At 40.9% G+C, this 18,062-nt stretch carries 15 protein-coding genes and 3 pseudogenes; 14 read left to right on the top strand and 4 right to left on the bottom strand.

What is annotated here, in order from left to right; all coding sequences use genetic code 11:
- Positions 1-464 precede the first annotated feature (464 nt).
- On the top strand, positions 465-722 hold the full coding sequence (locus AC58QD_RS12060; protein WP_497333415.1) for a hypothetical protein: 258 nt from the start codon (positions 465-467) through the stop codon (positions 720-722).
- A 306-nt stretch (positions 723-1,028) separates the two neighbouring features.
- On the opposite strand, the gene rpe is transcribed toward AC58QD_RS12060, so the two are convergent.
- Positions 1,029-1,709 (bottom strand): ribulose-phosphate 3-epimerase, encoded by a 681-nt coding sequence (rpe, locus tag AC58QD_RS12055; RefSeq protein WP_497333413.1) that lies wholly within the window; start codon positions 1,707-1,709, stop codon positions 1,029-1,031.
- A gap of 529 nt (positions 1,710-2,238) precedes the next feature.
- Between rpe and AC58QD_RS12050 the strand changes: the two genes are divergently transcribed.
- The 3 genes and pseudogenes from AC58QD_RS12050 (at position 2,239) to AC58QD_RS12040 (ending at position 6,997) form a co-directional block, all read left to right on the top strand.
- On the top strand, positions 2,239-3,951 hold the full coding sequence (locus tag AC58QD_RS12050) for an RNA polymerase sigma factor (RefSeq protein ID WP_497333411.1): 1,713 nt from the start codon (positions 2,239-2,241) through the stop codon (positions 3,949-3,951).
- Positions 3,948-6,350 (top strand): excinuclease ABC subunit UvrA, encoded by a 2,403-nt coding sequence (locus AC58QD_RS12045; RefSeq protein WP_497333409.1) that lies wholly within the window; start codon positions 3,948-3,950, stop codon positions 6,348-6,350. The genes AC58QD_RS12050 and AC58QD_RS12045 overlap by 4 nt, the downstream gene beginning before the upstream one ends.
- A gap of 177 nt (positions 6,351-6,527) precedes the next feature.
- Positions 6,528-6,997 (top strand): annotated as a pseudogene (locus tag AC58QD_RS12040) (GNAT family N-acetyltransferase).
- 156 nt (positions 6,998-7,153) lie between these two features.
- Here the strand turns inward: AC58QD_RS12040 and AC58QD_RS12035 are convergent.
- A pseudogene (locus AC58QD_RS12035) lies at positions 7,154-7,677 on the bottom strand (P-loop nucleotide/nucleoside kinase family protein).
- 313 nt (positions 7,678-7,990) lie between these two features.
- On the opposite strand from AC58QD_RS12035, the gene AC58QD_RS12030 reads away from it, so the two are divergent.
- The 10 genes and pseudogenes from AC58QD_RS12030 (at position 7,991) to AC58QD_RS11985 (ending at position 16,702) form a co-directional block, all read left to right on the top strand.
- Positions 7,991-9,535 (top strand): hypothetical protein, encoded by a 1,545-nt coding sequence (locus AC58QD_RS12030; RefSeq protein WP_497333407.1) that lies wholly within the window; start codon positions 7,991-7,993, stop codon positions 9,533-9,535.
- Between the two features lie 17 nt (positions 9,536-9,552).
- Positions 9,553-10,587 carry a hypothetical protein gene (locus tag AC58QD_RS12025; protein WP_497333405.1) on the top strand — a complete coding sequence of 345 codons (1,035 nt, stop codon included), beginning with the start codon at positions 9,553-9,555 and terminating at the stop codon, positions 10,585-10,587.
- A 1-nt stretch (position 10,588) separates the two neighbouring features.
- Positions 10,589-10,759: pseudogene (locus tag AC58QD_RS12020) on the top strand (YkgJ family cysteine cluster protein); the annotation flags it as partial.
- Positions 10,760-10,849: 90 nt separating this feature from the next.
- Positions 10,850-11,290: a hypothetical protein gene (locus AC58QD_RS12015; protein WP_497333435.1), complete on the top strand. Its 441-nt coding sequence runs from the start codon at positions 10,850-10,852 to the stop codon at positions 11,288-11,290.
- A 682-nt stretch (positions 11,291-11,972) separates the two neighbouring features.
- Positions 11,973-12,395, top strand: a complete 423-nt coding sequence (locus AC58QD_RS12010; protein ID WP_497333403.1) for a TIGR02391 family protein — start codon at positions 11,973-11,975, stop codon at positions 12,393-12,395.
- A gap of 77 nt (positions 12,396-12,472) precedes the next feature.
- Positions 12,473-13,093 (top strand): GNAT family N-acetyltransferase, encoded by a 621-nt coding sequence (locus tag AC58QD_RS12005; RefSeq protein ID WP_497333401.1) that lies wholly within the window; start codon positions 12,473-12,475, stop codon positions 13,091-13,093.
- A gap of 205 nt (positions 13,094-13,298) precedes the next feature.
- On the top strand, positions 13,299-13,514 hold the full coding sequence (locus tag AC58QD_RS12000; RefSeq protein ID WP_497333399.1) for a hypothetical protein: 216 nt from the start codon (positions 13,299-13,301) through the stop codon (positions 13,512-13,514).
- Between the two features lie 348 nt (positions 13,515-13,862).
- Positions 13,863-14,777 (top strand): serine hydrolase domain-containing protein, encoded by a 915-nt coding sequence (locus AC58QD_RS11995; protein ID WP_497333397.1) that lies wholly within the window; start codon positions 13,863-13,865, stop codon positions 14,775-14,777.
- A 294-nt stretch (positions 14,778-15,071) separates the two neighbouring features.
- Positions 15,072-15,860 carry a P-loop NTPase family protein gene (locus AC58QD_RS11990; RefSeq protein ID WP_497333395.1) on the top strand — a complete coding sequence of 263 codons (789 nt, stop codon included), beginning with the start codon at positions 15,072-15,074 and terminating at the stop codon, positions 15,858-15,860.
- A 209-nt stretch (positions 15,861-16,069) separates the two neighbouring features.
- Positions 16,070-16,702, top strand: a complete 633-nt coding sequence (locus tag AC58QD_RS11985) for a hypothetical protein (protein WP_497333393.1) — start codon at positions 16,070-16,072, stop codon at positions 16,700-16,702.
- A gap of 418 nt (positions 16,703-17,120) precedes the next feature.
- On the opposite strand, the gene AC58QD_RS11980 is transcribed toward AC58QD_RS11985, so the two are convergent.
- Positions 17,121-17,411, bottom strand: coding sequence for a hypothetical protein (locus AC58QD_RS11980; protein WP_497333391.1), 291 nt, complete (start codon positions 17,409-17,411; stop codon positions 17,121-17,123).
- Positions 17,408-17,497, bottom strand: coding sequence for a hypothetical protein (locus AC58QD_RS11975; protein ID WP_497333389.1), 90 nt, complete (start codon positions 17,495-17,497; stop codon positions 17,408-17,410). Before AC58QD_RS11975 ends, AC58QD_RS11980 begins: the two co-directional genes overlap by 4 nt.
- Between the last annotated feature and the right edge of the window lie 565 nt (positions 17,498-18,062).

The raw sequence follows: 18,062 nt of genomic DNA, 5'->3' as shown, positions 1-18,062 counted from the left end.
GGGCTGTGTGCCCACGGGTACGATCGTTCTGCCCCGGCTACCAATAAATACACCACTTAAAATGAAAAGTGGTCAACCAGCAAAAACTGGTTGACCTCATAATACGACGGGTAACGATAGCATAGCGGTGGAACCGATCCATCGCTTGTTTTGCGTTGCTGGATTTCCGTTCAGCTATCGGGCAGATTAACGTAATTAATGCTTCCAATTCGAATTGGCTAACTTTGAGTTTTTTAATTTTATGGAGTTAGCATCGAATTCCAATGTTTAAATATTTTTATAAAATGTAGTTGTTATTTAAATAAGAGGCTAAGAGGTGTATTTTATGTCAATTGGATTCATTGTCAAATATGATAAATGTGAAAAGATTATTGATATCATTTCAAATAATCAACTAATATTGTAATTGAGGCGGTTTTTAATTCAGAGTATATTGAGCACCGCATTGGAGGAGGGAAATTATAATGAGATTAACGAAAGATGTCATACAAAAACTCTTGGATATGAATGAAGGATTTGAGAAAACTACTGAATTAGTCGATAGAAATTTCAGGGAGACGAATTACTATTTAATTAAGGGTGGAGAATTACTCGTACGTTCCGTGGGCAAGACATCATGGGCTGATAGCCGCTTTGATAAAAACACTATTGCGGATATAGACCAAACCAGAAGATTTTTGAAAAAGGTCATTGATGCACTAAAAACTGACGGAATCAAGTAGATAAATTCCAAGTTATCTACTTGATTATAAGTCTTGTCAGAACTCCCCATTAGAGACAGAATCTATTTAGCACCAAAATCGTTTATTGCTACATTTTGGATTAAACCAGTTTCAGGCGAATCTCCATTAGTGGTCTAAGCTGACATCCATTAATCAAACGGAGTACTATAGCTCAACAAAAACGAGGTTGCCGGCATGCGGTAGCCTCGTTGACATTAATGAATCCTATTCTCTGATTATTGTGGTAGTATGGTCATTTTCGTTAAAAGCTGCCTCGGGATTCCGTCGGCAGAGGATAAGGTCAAATTATTGTGGCTTAACTAATGGGGCATTTAAGGATTTTTTTATCCTCTCCAATGTTAGTCCGGGGTTTTCTGTGTTAAATACACCAGATCCAACCACAGCAGCATGTATTCCGCATTTATTCACTTCAAGAATGTTATGTTCTTTTACCCCACCATCAATCATGACTTCTATATTATTCAGCTTGCGGTCGCGTAGATTTTGAATCAATCGCGCTGCCTTTTCTAAGCAAGAGTGAATCATAGGTTGAGATGCGAAACCTGGGCAAATTGTCATAATTAATATTTGATCGATGTCGCCAAGCAGCTCATCTAAAAGAGATAATGGTGTTCCAGGGTTTAAAGCCACTCCTGTCCGAACTCCGTTAGCCTTAATCTTTTTGATACATTTAAATATATCTGAAGTAGCCTCAATATGTATTGTCAGTGAGTTTATCCCGAGGTTCAAGAAATTGTCCATATGGTCAAAAGGGTTGTCACTCAGAAGATGAACATCTAAAGGTGTTTTAGTGTTTTTTGCTAATTGTTCAACAAATTCAGTCCCCAGTGTAAAGCCAGGAACAAAATGTCCGTCCATAATATCGATGTGGTAGTAATCTGCACCATATTTATCAAGTTCTTGGATTTGCTCTTTTAGGTTAAAGAAATCAGCGCACATTATAGACGGACCAATTTTTGTTGTCATGATATACCCTCCCCGGATTTATTGTAGTATAAGTTATTTTGAGTTATGTTTCCAGAGCCGTTGCTCAAGATAATTAGAGACCTTGAGAAGTATGACGACATTTGCAGGCCTAAATGCTGAGCTAATGGGACACGATAGCACAGTGGTGGAACCGATCCATCACTTGTTTTGCATTGCTCGAAATCCGCTCAGCTAACGGGCAGTTTAACGCAACAAAATGTCACGTTTACTAACGGGACTCAAAAGTTCAATTATCCAATACAAGTAGGCTGCCGGCATATTTCGGCAGCCTACTGCTTTAACGGGCTAAATTATTCTGGATGCATTAATTGTAAAAGTATGGTGAAAATTCAAGCATTTCCTTTCAGTGAAAAGAGGGTTGACCATGTTGCAACTAGAAATAGTCAAAGTGCATTAAGGTAAGGTATATCATAAGATCAAATTTTTTTCTAAATACATGTCAAAAAGATTCTCCATTTGGCATCTATGATGCGGATAGACGGATGACGAGCGATGAAGGAGTCGGACAGTGAAAGAAATCGTAATAAGACAGTCAAGTATTGGCGACCAGGAAGTAGATGAATCCACGCTAATTGAACGGGCACAGCAAGGGGATAACGATGCTTTTAGTGAGCTGGTGCGCAGACATCGATCTAAAGCGCATGCATGGGCTTCGGGTATTACTCAGGATCCGTTTATGGCGGAAGACGTTGTACAAGATGCGCTCTTAAAAGCTTTCATGCATCTTGGTACGTTAGTTGATGTTTCGCGTTTCCTCCCCTGGCTGCACAAAATCGTACGCAATCAGGCCATGATGAATCTCAGACGCGGTGGACCTTATGGGAATGAGCGACCATTTACTAGTTTCATGGCCAGTGTCTCTTTCGATCGAGTTGATTGGGAAGACGTGGAAAGCATCCTGACTTACATGGTGAAAACTAGGGGGAAGGAAAGTGAGACTTATCGTAGCCCTGAAGAGTATGTCGTTCGAAAAGAAACCCTAGAGACGATACTCGGCCTTTTCACCTGCTTAAACCGCCGAGAAAGGGGAATAATTGAAGCTTACTTCTTTAAACAGCTTTCACCCCAAGAAATTGCAAGTATGTTTGATACAACGACGACCAGCGTCTATAAAACGATTTCTCGCACCCGGCAAAAACTTCAACATGAACGCATTCGACTCTATATTAACGAGCATCTGATCCAGAGAAGGGAGAAAAAATGTATGACAAAAACAATCTTAGAACGGCCTATGATATATACGGAACGGGTTGGTGATAGTCACTTTCTGGGCTCAAGGCCATCGGTCACCTATTGCATGTGGGGAGTGATGCAGTATATCGAAAAGAAGGGTGTTTCACTTGCGGAGGTCAATGCGCTTACAGGGTATGCTTTTTGTCTTAATATTTTCAAAGAAACGGTTCATATTGGCGGTCCCTTTATTTTTGCAGGGGAAGAGAACTTCCCGAAAGCACTGGCCAATCTAGGCTATGATGTAAAAGTATTAAGCTTTCTTCCTGTGGAACCACTCATCATCACCGATGTACTTAACACGATTCACCAATCTATTGATAGAGGATTTCCGGTGATCATCTGGGATTTGTTCCATGCAGAGTTCGGCCTAGTATATGGCTACGATGACAAACAGCAACAGCTATATGCACTAGACAAGATAAAGGAGGCGCACTTGGCTTACGATCAATTAGGGAAGGGAAAGACCTCGGAAATCGGTCTCATTGCCATCACCGAGCCTAACGAAATTGACCGACTGACAGCTTTGTGTAATATGCTCGATATGATATGGGAGCATGGGAACACGACGGAATCCATTAAACATGGCGATGGTGAATTAACTAAGGGGCTTGCTGCTTATGATGCATGGATCGAAGCTTTTCGAGGGGACAAGATTGTCCCGTTCTTTAATGCCTATAATGTTGCAGTTTATTCGGAGTTACGTCAATTCGCTGTACAATTTCTCCATAGATTAAAGGAAGATTATGCGGAGTACAATTGGACATTCATAACTGATGCCCTTCATCATTATGAAGCGGCGGCTGCGGCACTACAAGATCTTGCCGTTCTGTTTCCTTTCCCTGATGGCGGAGATCCAAAAGATACACAAAATATCGAGAAAGCGGTTAATCTCCTACAAGGGGCCAAGAGGGCGGAACACGAAGGACTGCAGGCATTAAAATATTTGCGCGAAGCTTTAGGAACATTGCAAGCTGGAGGCAATCAATGAACCACATTCAAGTACGTGGGGCACGGATCCATCATCTCAAAGACGTTAACGTCACTATTCCGAAGGGCCAATTCGTTGTTTTTACCGGAGTAAGCGGGTCAGGGAAATCAAGCTTGGCTTTCGATATTCTATACGAAGAAGGGAGACGTCGCTATCTCCAATCCATCGGTTTGAACTTACGTGGAGTTGCGGAAGACATCGAATCTTTTGACGATATTTCCGGCCTTCCACCAGCGATCTCAGTGGAGCAGAATACAATTAGGCAGTCCAATCCCCGAAGTGTTGTCGGCACAAAGACCAAAATTCTAGATTACATCAAACTGCTGTTTTCGATTGAAGGAAAAATAACAGACGGCCGGCGAACCAACCTCAGAGCGGAAGCCTTCGCTTACAATTTACAGTCAGGTATGTGCGTGGTTTGCTATGGGCGCGGGTTTGGCACGGATATTGACATTAATAAAGTGATTCCAGACCGGAGCAAAGCAACCGAGAAAATATGTGCGCAAATAAGCTCTATTCTATCAAGGGAAATTCAAAAGTTATCTAAAGCGAATGTCAACGGTTGGTCGAGAGCCCCCTACGAGGAACTAACAAAAGAAGAGAAGGACGTTTTTTTATACGGCCATGAGGAGTTTACAGGGGTTATCACTTGGGTTCGGAACCGAATGAAAAATAAGCCCAACCAACGGCAACACATGGAGAAGATGTACTGCTCAAGCGTTGCATGCGAGCATTGTCAAGGTTATCGCGTAAATGAAATAGCACGTAAAACTTTTATCTGTGGAAAGCACGTGGGCGAACTTTGTAACATGACGATGGCCGACCTTTCGAAATTTGTAGATACTCTTTTGCTTGAAGACATTGATCTCACGCCGCAGGGTAGGAAAATTGCCGATCGACTTGCAAAACAGCTCCATTTGTTTCTTGATGTAGGACTGTCTCATTTAACGGTCTTAAGAAGTATCCCCTCCTTAAGCGGCGGGGAGCTTCAACGGCTTTATCTGATGTTCCATCTTCAATCCCAATTTGATTCTTTACTTTATATATTTGATGAGCCTACAGCAGGATTGCACGAATCGGAAAAAGAGATTTTGTTACACAAATTAAAATCATTAACCTCTTCCGGGAATACAGTGATTGCGGTGGAACATGACGCGAGTGTAATGTTAGGTGCAGACTATATCGTAGAGTTAGGTCCATTTGCGGGAAAACACGGGGGACAATTGATATTTCAAGGAACCCTGGAAGACTATCTGCTTTTCGAGGCATCGGGTATAAGCCCATATTTAACGGGAAGGAAATTGCTGCCGTACAAAAAAACGGAGCAACGCCGTTACATCACGGAGCAAATGCCAAAATTATTGATCCGTAATGCGAAATTACACAATTTGAAAGATATCACTGCCGCAATTCCACTTGGTGTCATGGTGGGGGTAGCTGGTGTTTCCGGAAGTGGCAAAAGCACACTTATTTCCGACACGCTCGTGCCTTTGCTCAGACATTATTTGAATACGGAACAAGAAGTGGACTTAGAAGAAGAGGATGAACTTCTTGACAAACCATCGTCTGCGCTGCATGAAATCGGTACACTTGAGGGATGGCAATCAATTGAAAAATGCGTGATTGTTACACAAGAACCAATTGGTCGATTCAAAATGTCTATGCCGATTACGTATGTAGGAATCTGGGATAAAATTCGGAGTATATTTGCCGATCAGCAAGAAGCGGTTAATAAAAATTATACTCCCAGTCACTTCTCCTTTAACACGGAGCACGGATCCTGCCCTGCATGTAAGGGGGACGGCGTGGAAGCGGTGGATATGGGGCCTCTCGGATTAATTAACCGGCCATGTTTATCTTGTGAGGGAACTAGATATAAAGATGAAATTTTACATATTATGTACAAAGGAAAGAATATCCACAATGTGTTAATGATGAGTGTGGAGGACGCACTTGAAATATTTTGTGAATATAAAGCCATCTCCCACATGCTTGAAACCTTAATCAAGGTAGGGTTGGGATATATCTCGCTCGGACAACCGGCTCCATCTTTAAGTGGTGGTGAAGCACAACGAATCAAGTTAGCCAAAGAACTAGGCAAAGTTCAGAAGAAAAATACTTTGTATGTCCTGGACGAACCGACTTCCGCGTTAAGCTTCTCGGATATTGAGAAACTCATCGCATTACTTGACGAGCTTACGGAGCAAGGAAACACCGTGGTAGTTACAGAGCATGATACTTCCATGTTATCCTACTGCGATTGGATTCTTGAGATGGGTCCTTACGGGGGAAGTGAGGGCGGAAAGCTAGTTGCAGAAGGTACCCCAGAAATGCTGGCTGCCGATGGAAGATCAAAAATAGGATCTTATTTAATGAGGAACTGTCCAGCTGTCGTATAAGGTTTAAATCTAGACTGAGAAAATAAATCGATAAGCCAGTAGGTAGATGGAAAGTCATATTATAGTGCTGGCCATTACGCTAACGGGCACGGTAGTTGAATAAAAAGGGGAGCGAGATGTTCGGCAGCTCACTTCATAATTGAGGTTCTATATCCATGGTAATGGGAGGAATGATACTTGGAAGTTAGCCTTGAAAAGGCGGTTGAATCTGATGTCGATTTAATCTTTGAGATCCAGGTGAAAGCTTTCTTACCCTTGTTGGAAAAATACCAAGACTTTGATACAAATCCTGCTAACAAAACATTGAACGAGTTATTAAAAGGATAGTTAATCCCCAAGGCGGCTTTTATAAAATACTGCAAGGCAAAACCGTTGTCGGGGCTATCTGTGTGTTTTGGAAAGAGCATAAGGGACATTTTTGGGTAAGTCCCATGTTCATACTCCCTGAACACCAAGGGAAAGGGATAGCGCAAAAATCGATTTCCTTAGTTATGGATCTATTCCCAGAAGCGAAAACGTGGGAACTGGCGACAATTCTAGAGGAATCACGTAATTGCTACTTGTATGAAAAAATGGGGTTCACAAAAACAGGTGTTCAGAAGAATCTAAATGACCACACTACACTTGTTTTATACAAACGGGTATAAAAGTACGATTTCCGTTACGCGCATTAAACAAAAAAACTACACCGCTAGGCTGCCACGTTTCGAAAAGCGGCCTCACTCAGCTAACGCGCAGAAGGCTTAATCACAGGCTCTGAATTGTTTTAAGGGCCATCCCGCAAAGGATGGCCTTTAGAGATGTTATTTATTAATATAAAGGAGAACATCACCAATGTAATCGTCTACGGGTTGTGAGGTGTCTACTTTCATACATTCCAAATGAGCTGGCTTTTGGGCACGGTTGATTACCTCTTGCCATCTTTCTTCAGGTATATTGACTGGACCAATTTGGGTAATCATTCGCTCACGATTTTTCAACCTATTTTTAAGTTCATGAATGTCGTTCAATACACACTCTACATACTTGTATTTCGCACCATGTTTTTCCGCCAATGTAGTTCCTTCTCAACCAACACTTCGTACAAGCAAGGACTATCTAGTATAACGCTATGTCCTTGTGAGAGATGGAAATCGACTAATGACCATTCAATATGATAAGCAACCCCACCAGCACGCTTGGGATCTATATCATTATCTAGTCCCTCTAGTTCTATGCCCTCTAATAACCCTGTTTTCACGATATCATGGTGTATAATAACTGCTTTAGTGAACTTCGCAATTTCCTTGACAAGAGTTGACTTTCCCGACCCAGGAAATCCAGACATTTGTAAAAAAACATAGCCACGCCTCCATCTTTCATTAAGTTTTCGTATTGTTCAAACAATGAGTCTTCAATATCATCCTCTATAAACATCCTCCAGAATTATCTGCGAACAAAATTCTTTTTATTATTAGAGAAAGAACATACATTCCCTGACAAACAGGTACCAAACACCATCTGTATAATGAAATTTATAAAAAATAATTTAGATCAATTGGGTTAGGAGGAAATTATAGGTATATGTCGAAATGGTTCGTAATACCTATGAAGTGGGCTGATAATTAGACCTATATGACAAGTGGAAGTGATCATCTTATATGAGTGATAAGGAAAAGAAAAAAGGACATAGCGGTCTAACGGATTCTACCGTCGGAGCAACAACAACCGAGAATGTAGAAAGATTCGGTAGGGCAGCTTCGGAGTATCTAAAGGGGTATAAAGGCACTTTCGATGACAATGGCGAAATCGTAAGGAAGGGACTCAAGCAAGTAGCCGAGTCTAAGGTTCACCCTGATTTTGAATACCAGAATATAAAGCAACAGGCAGGATTTTCAGCCGAAATCCACTATGTCGACAAAACCAATGCCGAAAATATTATCAACAGTAACGGTAGTCGTATATATCGATCGAATGATATTGGCAGGGGTAATGATCAACAATTCGACATTTTGTCTGTAGATAATTCCGGTAACCCCACTTCGGGAGCCCAAATGAAGTTCTACGGTAAGTTCGAGACTCCAGAAGAGATAAAGAAGAGTTCTGAAGAATTAGTAAGGAAGATGACAAAGGATGATTGGGAGAGATATCGAGGAAATGACGTCTTAGTCCCAAAAGAACAGTATGAAATTGCTAAGAAGTATGCCGAGGACAAAGCGAAGGAATTATCCGAGCAAGCTGAGAAACTTAGAGGTCAAGGACAATTTGATAAAGCTGACCTATTAGATCGGAATGCAGAGAAGTATCGTCAAGTATCGAAAGATTTGAAGGACAGTGGGATAACAACAAAAGAAGCAATCTTCCTTCGGGAACATCCACAACTGGCAACTGCAAAATATGTTTTAGAAACTGCCCATCGATCGGGTCTTGAAAATGCCCAAAGTGCAGCCGTGGTATCAGCTGTAATCTCTACTGCCCAAAACATCACCAGCCTTATCCGAGGTGAAAAACGTGTCGGTGAAGCCTTAAAAGATGTAGCTAAAGATACCGCTTCTGGAGCAGTAACCGCCTACATCATCGGAGCTGGTGATACCGCTATTAGGGGCTTCATGGCAGCAAGTTCGAATAGCGTCTTTGTAAACTTATCACAGTCCAACATGCCAGCGATGATCGCAACTGCCACGGTTCAAGTAGGCAAATCCTTAATTCGGTATGGCAGAGGCGAGATCGATAGCCTTGAACTGGTTGAGGAGCTTGGTGAAAAGGGAACCGGTATGATGGCAGCAAGTTTCGGGGCAGCAGTTGGAACAGTAGTTTTTCCAGGTGTAGGAACCGTCATAGGGGGTATGGTGGGCTACTTAGCAAGCTCATCAGTGTATAAAGCATGTATGCAGACCATCCGTGAGGAACGTCTTTCAGGTGAGCGTAGAGCTAGAATACATGCTATCGCTACCGCGGCAATTGAGGCTATGGATAAACAAGGCAAAGAGTTACTTATCTTGATTGAGAAATTCTACGCCGGAAGACAACAAGTCTTCACCGAAGCAATCACTATGTTAGATTCAGCAAGTAATAGCCAAAATATTGAGTTATTCACCCAGGGGTTGAACAAGATTGCTATCGAAATGGGTGGAGCCTTACAATTTAAGAACTTTTCGGAGTTTGATAGCTTCATGCTTGATAAGAATGCAGCACTAGAGTTTTAATTTTAGGAGGGGTAACAATGCCATTACCGTTAATACCTGCAGTCATTGCAGGAATTGCAGCAATCACGGCAGCAGCTGGAGCAAAAAAGGGACTTGATGCTAAGAGGGATTTGGATAAAGCCAAGGTTTTGAATCAAAATTCACAAGATATAGCTAAAGAAGCTGAAGAGTTCATTCAAATGGCTAAAGATAAGACAAATGACGCCATTACTGAATTAGGCGAAGAAAAGATAAGAGTACTTACCACCTCGATAAATGATTTTGTAGTTAACTTTGAAAAAATCAAAAATATTAACTTTAAGAGCAGTCAAGGAATTGATGAACTGAAAGACTTCAACCCGACCAGCAAAAGCTTTTTACAGTTGAAAGAAGCTTCCTTTGAAGCGAAAAAAATTGCAATCAATGGGCTTGCAGCAATAGGTTCGGGTGCTTTACTGGCATATGGAACATACAGTGTTGTGATGGGTGGCTTGGGCGGATTATTAGTAACAGCCACTACAGGTACAGCGCTTTCTACACTTTCAGGGGTTGCCGCTACGAATGCGACCTTAGCTTGGCTCGGAGGTGGAGCTTTAACAGCTGGAGGTCTTGGAATGGCAGGCGGTATGGTTGTATTAGGGGGATTGGTGGCTGGTCCAGCTCTTGCAATCGGTGGAGCAATATTTGCAAGTCAAGCAAAATCTGCTCTGAATGATGCTTACGGCAACTACGATAAAGCGAAAAACTTTAAGATACAAGCTAGGCATGTAGGCATTTCATTGAAAGGGATCTATACCCGAGCCTTGCAACTTACCGAACTCTTGCAGAAGCTCGATCTCTACTTGGTCCATCAAGTAGAGACCATGAAGGCAATAATTTACGCCAAAGGAGAAGATTGGCAGAAGTACTCCCTTTCTGAGCAGGAAAATATTTATATGTGCGTTCAACTGGCGAAAACGATCAAGATTGTATTGGATACATCCCTTCTGACACAAGAAGGACGGCTTGATCAAGCTTCCAAAAAAGTTCTTGAGGATGGCAACAGATTTTTAGAAATGATGACACAAGCCTGAAATGTTTAACTGCGACCAGTGTGGAATATGTTGCAAGAAAGTAGGTATCACTGAGCAGTATAAGCACTTAGACAGAGGCGATGGGGTATGCCGTCATTTCGATGACACTACCAACTTATGCAGTATCTACGATGTTCGCCCCCTGATTTGCCGAGTTAAGGATTCGTATGAGCATTTCTATAAGGATCAAATGACCTTAGAACAATTTTATGAGGCAAACTACAGAGCCTGTGACATGCTAAAGGGCTTGGAGGCGCAGAAAGTGAGCGATCTTAATTCAGCATTAATAGAAAAGTTTGAAGAAATCTTTGGCTATAAACCAGGCGATGATTATGAGCCGCGGGCAAGGAATGCTCTTTCTGTTATATGTCAGGGAAAGTATAGAAAAGATGATATTATTGAAATAGAAGATACAAGTATAATGAGTAATGGGAAATCTGGGTTAGTCTTAACTGTTGATGCTGTATGCGTAAAGGATGCAGGCAATTCCACATCGAGTTTTATTGCTAAGTATGAAGATATTGATTACACCTATATTAATGAAGATAGATTTCTAGGGGCAGATATAACAGCACTCGAACTTAACATGAAGTATGGTACTAAATACAAAATTAGCATTTTTGCACGTAAGAGAGATGAACTGATGGAGTTTATCGACTATGCCAAGTCGTTATATCAAGAAGACGATAAGCTTGAGTGGTAATCTCAAGTGGTCAAAAAGCCAGATGCCTGAATGCATCTGGCTTTTTGACTGGGAATAAAGACGTTGGTGAAATCCAAACGAGATAAGGGGAAATAAGTAAAAGATGCGGGTATCCTACAAAGGGGTATCCGCATCTTTTATTACTTCTTTTCCAAATGTTAATTTTGTCGATTAATGCTTTAGGCGCAGGAAGAAAGACACTACTTGGCGAATATTTACAAATATTATTTTGCGTGATTTCTTTGTTTGGAATGATTAATATGACATCAAAAATTCAATGTCCGCTATGTGGCAATGAGGCTGTGCAAATAAGGGACAGGTCTGAGGTATACCAAATAACTTGCAGAGTCGCGTGAATTCCAGATCACTCGTGAGTGCTTAGAGGATTTACCCGCTGAGCGTAAACTTAAGTCGCAGTTAATAAAGGTTTCGGCATTAACCAAATCCCGAACGATTAATAAGGAGCCGGTAGTCACATTATTCATTGGTGATCCCAAAGGCTATTCAGAGGGATATTCAATTCAACAAATCATTGGCCAATTCCCAGCGGTTCCAGACCGTAAAATGAAGGTTCTGTGCAATCTTCAAGGACTTTCAGAATATTGGGGCTATGCAGTGTTGATTGAACGTAAGGATTATCCTCTTTTTTTATCCAGAGGTAAATGAAGAGCAGCCGAGTTTGATGATGATGAAAACGCTAGTTGATGAAGGGCTCGTTTCGGGTGATGTAAAGTTCCCGACACTGCTCACCGTAATGGAGAAAGGAATATCGCAGTTAGAGAGTCATGCATCACCTATATCACAGACAACAGTTATTTCACCACAAACAACAGTTCAATCGAGCATACTGAATGGACTTCATTCAAAAGTCTTAGCAGTTGCCCAAAAGCTGTTCCAGGATGGGCATTATCGTTCGGCTGTTCTAGACACCTATGTAGCGCTCAAGCCGCAGCTAGGAGCAATGTGGTTGTTTTCAGGAGCTATGATGGGGGTACGGAATGTCTTAGCTCATAATCATATGGCACATCTGACCGAGCAGGAAGCATTAGAATGGCTCCATTTTGCTTCGGCACTTCATCAGATATTGGATCAGACCACTACGTAAGGTTGATATAATTTGTAAATTACGACAAGGTGAGACAAGTTGGTTCCTCCGATATAAAGAGCCATGAGGGGGTCATTATGACCAAAAAGAATGAGGAGAAATCTGTTTTGATATCTGACGTATTAAAGAGCCTGTTTGGTGAAGGCGATTCGTTGCTTGATCTGAAGCGGAGTTATAAATTCGCCCCACTTAAGAAAAGGGGCGATATTGATTATGAGGTTCAATGGCAAATATCTGAATATGAGAAAGAAGGGCATAAAGTTCTCCTGACATCTCAAAATCAGCATAGAGAAACCATCTTGGTAACCCGATTGTTTTATGGTGATGGATTGGACGAGAGGGACATCACCCTAAGGGTCAGAGTTATCAGCCTAAAAGGAGTAATTATTCCTGACTCAAAGGTCTTTCTGATTGTTCATCCAGAAAATCGGCATATGCAGATCGCCGATATTCGTATTGAAGATGATCGAGTAAATCGTGGCTATGGCTCGGTGGTAATGGAAGCGATAATGAAACTTGTTGATGAAATTGGTATCAGATACATTACCGGATGGATCTCAGGGGTAGATTGGGATCATATTGAACGTTCGGAACATTTCTACCGTAAGTTTGGATTTGACGTAGACCTAAATCACGATACCAAGCGTGGAACAATCACATGGGTAAATAAATCTGCAGCAAGAAGAGAGATGAATTAATAATAATTAGCGGTGAAAATATGCATTTTTATGTTAAAGAGTATAGGAAAGCATTGGGATTTGCTCGGAACAAAATGCGCTAAACGAGACAACCTATCAACTTAAACGTCAAGAATATAACGATCTGGCTGTAACGCGAGGAATTAACTATGCACTCGATCAACACGGCTTAGATGCATTAATGTTACCCGGTGACATTGATGGCATGTATATTGCTGCCCGGTTAGGGTATCCCCTTATTACGGTGCCTGCCGGTTATTCAGCAATAGGAACAATTGATGCGGATGGCGATTCGACGAAGGGTCCATTTGGTGTTGTCTTTTCCGGGAAGGCTTTCAGTGAGCCCACGCTAATCAGCATCGCCTTTAGTTTTGGGCAGGCAACACTTATCCGTCGCCCGCCAGAACTGGGCGTGATGTAATTACTGTTATAGTTTAATCAGAAACCAGGGCAAGGCTGCCGGCAACGGCAGCCTGTTGAACTATCGGGCAGGTTAGTGCGAATGATGTCAACTCGTTAACGGGGCAGTTGAGGTCAACACTTCTCGGGAGTATATCTATTTGATAGACTCTCACTTCAAAAAAATGAGATATATAAAGATAAACAAAGATCTCATTTTCTGAAAATCCCATAATCAGGCATCGTAGAGCGAATGTATGTTTCTATCCTGTAAGCGAACATGTGTTTTTAAGGTTTGCCAATTAATTAATAGTATAATAACAAAGCTTCACAAGAACCATTTATTGGGAAACGAGGAGGATTATTTATTATGAATTTACCAGTTATAAATAACAGCAACCAATTTGACCATCTAGTAGCACGTATTGAAGAAACTAGGAAGATTATTAATGCATCCGCGGCAGCTGTTGTTATCATTAAAGAAGGTCACATAGTTACTGAATGGTACTCTGGTTATCATCATGACAAGTTAGGATCAAAACCAGTAACATCTGATTCACAGTTTAATGTCTATTCAATAAGAAAAACACATATCGGATTAGCCTTGGCATTTGCTGTTATGGATGCAAATCTCAGTCTCGATACACCAGTTAATTCATTCATAGAAGACATTCCTCAGGACGAGTTAAAAACGATTACAATTGGTGATGTTCTTACTAAAACGAAACCTAAATTTTTTGGACCAGATAAAATTGAGGGGGAAGGTTTGGCCGCCAGAATTGTAAAAAAGGTTACTGGAAAAACAATTGCTGAACTATTGAGAGAAAAGATATTTAATCCATTGCGGTTAACAAACACTGAATGGATTTCGGTCCCAAAAGAAAATTTGGTTTGTGATTTTACGGCCGGTGATGGTTATGCCTCCATTAGATTGGAATCTGATGAGGGTGATGGAAGAAATCTATATATGACAGCAAAAGATTTAGCATACTGGGGTTATCTACACCTAAATCATGGCGTGATTAATGGAAAACAAATAATTCCCCAATCTGTATTGGATATATCGAATAGATTAAAATCCACTCCCCCATATGCTAATAAGCGTATAATGGGATGGTATTATGGAGACGACATGGTAGAAGCAGAAGGTGCGACAGGTTGCCATCTCGCAATTATTCCGAAAGATAATACCGTTGCAGTGCGTATGTACAATCGATATGCGTCAACACATATTAAAGAACTTCTAGAATGCTTAAGTCATGATGTATCAATTCAATCGGTATAAAAATTACTTCGCTCGGGATACGAGAGTTTAACAAACACATCGAGGGCAGCCGGCCACAATGATCGGCTGCCTTTGGAATTGCAAAAGTATTTTTAAAGAGTCTAAATGATGGTTCATTTATTTCATGGATTGCAGAAGAAAATGACGTAATTATTGCAACTAGCGGAATATGTTTTTACCAACTTCCACCTACATACTCAAATCCTACTGGGAACGAAAAATATACTGATTAACTATGAGCTGTATCATAAACAATTTGTTACGAAGACACTGAGCGTCAAGGGAGCAAATCGCATGCGAAAGAATATCAAATTGATACTGGTTGAAGGGTTATGTGGCACTGGCAAATCTACATTAGCAGAACGATTGCATCGCTACTTGCAACAGCTAGAGTTCTCATCCCGTTTCTTTGATGAGGGTGCCAGGGGTCATCCAGCGAGTTTAAATTGGCACGCTTTCTTCCGAGAAGAGGAATATCAGGAGTTTTTGAAGCGGTATCCGGACACAGCTAACTTAATAAGTTCGTGCGTCATAAAGGATGGTAGTAATCATCTGGTTCCTTATCGTGGGGTTAATGAGTTCAACGAGCTGACTACGCTAAATGCCGAGCTTAAGAAGCGCGAACTATGTTGGACTGACTCACCGGCAGCCACAATTTCAGAGTTTACATACTCGATTCAGGGGCAATGGGGACGTTTCGTTGAGAAGGCCATTTCTTCAGAAGATATATACATACTAGAAGCAGTGTTCTTTCAGCATCAGATTCATGATTTGCTTGGTCATTATCAAGCCGATGACCACCAAATCGAGAAACATATTAAGGGAATTACCGATCGAATTGCTGCCATGAATCCTGTCTTGATTTATTTAACTCAAAAGAATGTGCGTGAGCAGCAAGTTTGGATTTCTTCCATTCGTTCAAAATCCCATTTCGCTACGGAACAAAATATTAGATTTATGGAGAACCGCAAACGGATTGAAATGATGCTACTTGATAAGCTTCCTTTTCCAACATATCCAATTGAAAATGAAAATCTTGACTGGGAAGATGTCTTTGGTAAGATGGTTGAAGCTATTAGTTGAAAGATATTGATGAGCAAGAGCATTTCGGTAAACATGAGTAATCATCTATTTTTCTTGCACGCCATTTCACTAACGAGGAACGGTAGTTCAATGACACAGGTTGTCGGCATGCTTGACAGCATGTTTAACTTGTAGGCAGTAACGCAGGCGGCAATAGGTACGTGTTCTTAAATCTGAGTTAGTACATAGTAACAAGGGAGTTGAATGAATTGTATACATGCTTAGGATATCCGAATATCCAACTTGTAAGAGAAATGAAAGTTGGCGAAGTACACAATGGTATAATGACAGAAAGACAAAATGAGATAAGTCTTAGACTGCTTACAATCGAAAATAAGCTAGATAGTGCTAATTATCATAAAAACAGATTTTTAAGTTGTTACAAATTCGACTTTTACAGAACAAAGGAAGGCCAAGGATTGCTTCGGGCAGAATTTGATGCCTTTGTTTTATCATGTGTTGCCGCAATTGATTTACTTTTACACGAAGTTAATGTCATATGTGGATTAAGCATTCCAGAAAGAAAAGTAACAAAGATGAAAATTAGGGAAACCTTACAAAGTCAGAACATGATACAAATATTAAATGAATTGAACCTTATCTTTGATAGTCAATGGTATGACTATCTTAGCGAACTACGAAATAAAGCAGCTCATAATCCTGCTGTTATTCTAAGGTTTGTTATTGGAGGAGAAAACAACAGTAAAATTTTCATACCTAATACACCATATCGTTATAATGAACAAACTTTATTTGAAAGGGAAATTTCATTTTTTTTGGAAGACTCGTTTAGGGATGTCAACGATGAAGTCGAAAAATTCCAACTTGTTTTCGTAGAGTAATAATAAATTTAAGCAAGAGAGTGGCGCTAATTGCAGCTATTTTTATTCCTATTGTTAGTAACGTTGAATCAAATGCGGTAGCGATTAAAGTCCTTAGATATCAAGGGACGTATCATATTTGGGCGATAATAGATTGCTTTCGCAAGTTGGGTATGGATCCTATTTTTATTAAGCCTGGGACGCCAATCACGGGAATTGGATCAAGTTCTTGTCATTTATGACATCAAGTTCTTGTCAACCGACTGATGCTTGTGTCGAGTGACAAGAACATATATCCATTGCCGAGTGAGCTGCAAAGACCATTAAACTACTATGAAAATTCATAGCACCAAAGTATAGCACTAAAAAAGACGCAGCTCGTTCGTTTTTTAAAATGGGGAGAGCGCCTGAATTACTTTTTGTTGCAGCTTTATTTAGATCAAGAGACTTCTGATTCAGTGATGGTAACGGAGTAGCCTAGTCCTTCAGGTCTGCGTATAGCATGCCGCACAATGGACTGTTGCCTTTGCTTATCAAAGTAGTCTTCCCCTAGATCAACATACATTTCTTTACGAGTTAGAAGGTAATAGGAGATTCTCAACATGGCATGAGCGACTACAATTCCTGCTCGTTTCCTATCTTTTCGCGCTGCTGTACGCCCATACAGTGCGCCAAGGTAATTCTTAGATCCTTTTACGGAATGAGCGGCTTCCGTTAAGCCTGATCTCAAATATTATTGCCCTTTTTAGTTTTAGCTGATCTCCTATTGCCCGCACTTTCGTTATGGCCAGGAACAAGTCCTGCCCAGGAACACATATGAGCCGAGCTTGGAAACTGGTTTTTAATATCTGTACCGATTTAGCTAAGATTTGTTCGCGCGATGCGTGTCGATATGCCGGGAGTTGAATCCAGTCGCTCGATGTCCTCTTGGTATGTAATTACACACCGCGCAACTTCTTAATCCAGCATATTAATTTGTTCCGTTAGAAAATCGATGTGGGCATGTGTAACCTTGAAGGGCTAGTTCGAGTTCAGGTTTCTTCCGTTTTAGCGTACGTTGGGCCATGCCGGCAAGTTTTTCAGGATCGACAATGCCATCGGTAATCGCACAAAACATGTTTTTTGGATGAAACGCCCATAATATCTGAAACAACAGAGCCCAGCTTGATATTGGCTCCTATGTTCCCCCTAATTATTTTTTAGCCAAGTCGTAAAATGGTAGTCATGATATCGAATTTATGACACGATTAAATCAATTTTGACTGTGTTATGACAATTAACGGTCAATTCTATGTCAGAAATAAAGTAAAAAAAGACCTGAAAATGGGCGCTTTTTGTGTCAATCTGAAATACATTCCACACTTTTGTGAAATTCCAGAAA

This window comes from Paenibacillus sp. J2R1T-4 (assembly GCF_059692235.1).
Note: the sequence above shows the minus strand (reverse complement) of the source record. Positions and strands in the feature narration are given on the sequence as shown.